We start from the raw sequence: 2,931 nt of genomic DNA, 5'->3' as shown, positions 1-2,931 counted from the left end.
ACCCTTTCGGGTTGTATGGTTAAGTGACTAAGCGTACACGGTGGATGCCTTGGCAGTCAGAGGCGATGAAAGGCGTAATAACTTGCGATAAGCCCAGATTAGGTAGTAATAACCTTTTGAGTCTGGGATTCCTGAATGGGGAAACCCACTTACATAAGTAAGTATCCTGTTGTGAATACATAGCAACAGGAGGCAAACCGGGGGAACTGAAACATCTAAGTACCCCGAGGAAGAGAAATCAACCGAGATTCCGAAAGTAGCGGCGAGCGAAATTGGATTAGCCCTTAAGCTTTTAATGATGCAGGTGAAGAGTCTGGAAAGTCTCGCAGTAAAGGGTGATAGCCCCGTAACCGACACATCATAATCAGTGAAAACGAGTAGGGCGGGACACGTGATATCCTGTCTGAATATGGGGGGACCATCCTCCAAGGCTAAATACTACTGACTGACCGATAGTGAACCAGTACCGTGAGGGAAAGGCGAAAAGAACCCCTGTGAGGGGAGTGAAATAGAACCTGAAACCGTGTACGTACAAGCAGTAGGAGCACCTTCGTGGTGTGACTGCGTACCTTTTGTATAATGGGTCAGCGACTTAATTTTAGTAGCAAGGTTAACCGTTTAGGGGAGCCGTAGGGAAACCGAGTCTTAACTGGGCGTACAGTTGCTAGGATTAGACCCGAAACCAGGTGATCTAGCCATGGGCAGGTTGAAGGTTGAGTAACATCAACTGGAGGACCGAACCGACTAATGTTGAAAAATTAGCGGATGACTTGTGGCTAGGGGTGAAAGGCCAATCAAACCTGGAGATAGCTGGTTCTCCCCGAAAGCTATTTAGGTAGCGCCTCGGACGAATACTACTGGGGGTAGAGCACTGTTAAGGCTAGGGGGTCATCCCGACTTACCAACCCTTTGCAAACTCCGAATACCAGTAAGTACTATCCGGGAGACACACGGCGGGTGCTAACGTCCGTCGTGGAGAGGGAAACAACCCAGACCGCCAGCTAAGGTCCCAAAGTATAGCTAAGTGGGAAACGATGTGGGAAGGCTCAGACAGCCAGGATGTTGGCTTAGAAGCAGCCATCATTTAAAGAAAGCGTAATAGCTCACTGGTCGAGTCGGCCTGCGCGGAAGATGTAACGGGGCTAAGCTATACACCGAAGCTGCGGCTACGTACCTTAGGGTGCGTGGGGTAGGGGAGCGTTCTGTAAGCCGTTGAAGGTGGTCTGTAAGGGCTGCTGGAGGTATCAGAAGTGCGAATGCTGACATGAGTAACGATAAAGGGAGTGAAAAACTCCCTCGCCGGAAGACCAAGGGTTCCTGTCCAACGTTAATCGGGGCAGGGTAAGTCGACTCCTAAGGCGAGGCCGAAAGGCGTAGTCGATGGGAAACGGGTTAATATTCCCGTACTTCTTACAATTGCGATGGGGGGACGGAGAAGGCTAGGTGGGCCTGGCGACGGTTGTCCAGGTTCAAGTACGTAGGCGGGTGGTTTAGGTAAATCCGGACCGCTACTAACGCTGAGATACGATGTCGAGCTACTACGGTAGTGAAGTCATTGATGCCATGCTTCCAGGAAAAGCCTCTAAGCTTCAGATTGTAAGGAATCGTACCCCAAACCGACACAGGTGGTCGGGTAGAGAATACCAAGGCGCTTGAGAGAACTCGGGTGAAGGAACTAGGCAAAATGGTACCGTAACTTCGGGAGAAGGTACGCTCTTATCAGTGAAGTCCCTTGCGGATGGAGCAGACGAGAGTCGCAGATACCAGGTGGCTGCAACTGTTTATTAAAAACACAGCACTGTGCAAAATCGTAAGATGACGTATACGGTGTGACGCCTGCCCGGTGCCGGAAGGTTAATTGATGGGGTTAGACTTCGGTCGAAGCTCTTGATCGAAGCCCCGGTAAACGGCGGCCGTAACTATAACGGTCCTAAGGTAGCGAAATTCCTTGTCGGGTAAGTTCCGACCTGCACGAATGGCGTAATGATGGCCACGCTGTCTCCACCCGAGACTCAGTGAAATTGAAATCGCTGTGAAGATGCAGTGTACCCGCGGCTAGACGGAAAGACCCCGTGAACCTTTACTACAGCTTGGCACTGAACATTGAACCTACATGTGTAGGATAGGTGGGAGACTATGAAACCGCGTCGCTAGATGTGGTGGAGTCGTCCTTGAAATACCACCCTTGTAGTTTTGATGTTCTAACGTTGGTCCCTGAATCGGGATTACGGACAGTGCCTGGTGGGTAGTTTGACTGGGGCGGTCTCCTCCCAAAGAGTAACGGAGGAGCACGAAGGTGGGCTAAACACGGTTGGACATCGTGTGGTTAGTGCAATGGCATAAGCCCGCTTGACTGCGAGAATGACAATTCGAGCAGGTGCGAAAGCAGGTCATAGTGATCCGGTGGTTCTGAATGGAAGGGCCATCGCTCAACGGATAAAAGGTACTCCGGGGATAACAGGCTGATACCGCCCAAGAGTTCATATCGACGGCGGTGTTTGGCACCTCGATGTCGGCTCATCACATCCTGGGGCTGAAGTCGGTCCCAAGGGTATGGCTGTTCGCCATTTAAAGTGGTACGCGAGCTGGGTTTAGAACGTCGTGAGACAGTTCGGTCCCTATCTGCCGTGGGCGTTGGAAAATTGAAAGGGGCTGCTCCTAGTACGAGAGGACCGGAGTGGACGAACCTCTGGTGTTCGGGTTGTCATGCCAATGGCATTGCCCGGTAGCTAAGTTCGGAATCGATAACCGCTGAAAGCATCTAAGCGGGAAGCGAGCCTTGAGATGAGTTTTCCCTGGCGCTATAAGCGTCCTAAAGGGTTGTCGTAGACTACGACGTTGATAGGCAGGGTGTGTAAGTGCTGCGAGGCATTGAGCTAACCTGTACTAATTGCCCGTGAGGCTTAACCATACAACACCCAAGGGGTTTTG

Annotated in this window: 1 rRNA gene; it reads left to right on the top strand. The window is 51.3% G+C overall.

What is annotated here, in order from left to right:
• Positions 1–17 precede the first annotated feature (17 nt).
• Positions 18–2,911: ribosomal RNA gene (locus AB4503_RS22460) — 23S ribosomal RNA — on the top strand.
• Positions 2,912–2,931: the final 20 nt, after the last annotated feature.

It is taken from the genome of Vibrio sp. 10N.222.55.B11 (assembly GCF_041473705.1).
GTDB classification, from domain to species: domain Bacteria; phylum Pseudomonadota; class Gammaproteobacteria; order Enterobacterales; family Vibrionaceae; genus Vibrio; species Vibrio crassostreae_C.
This window is presented reverse-complemented; position numbering and strand designations above follow the sequence as displayed.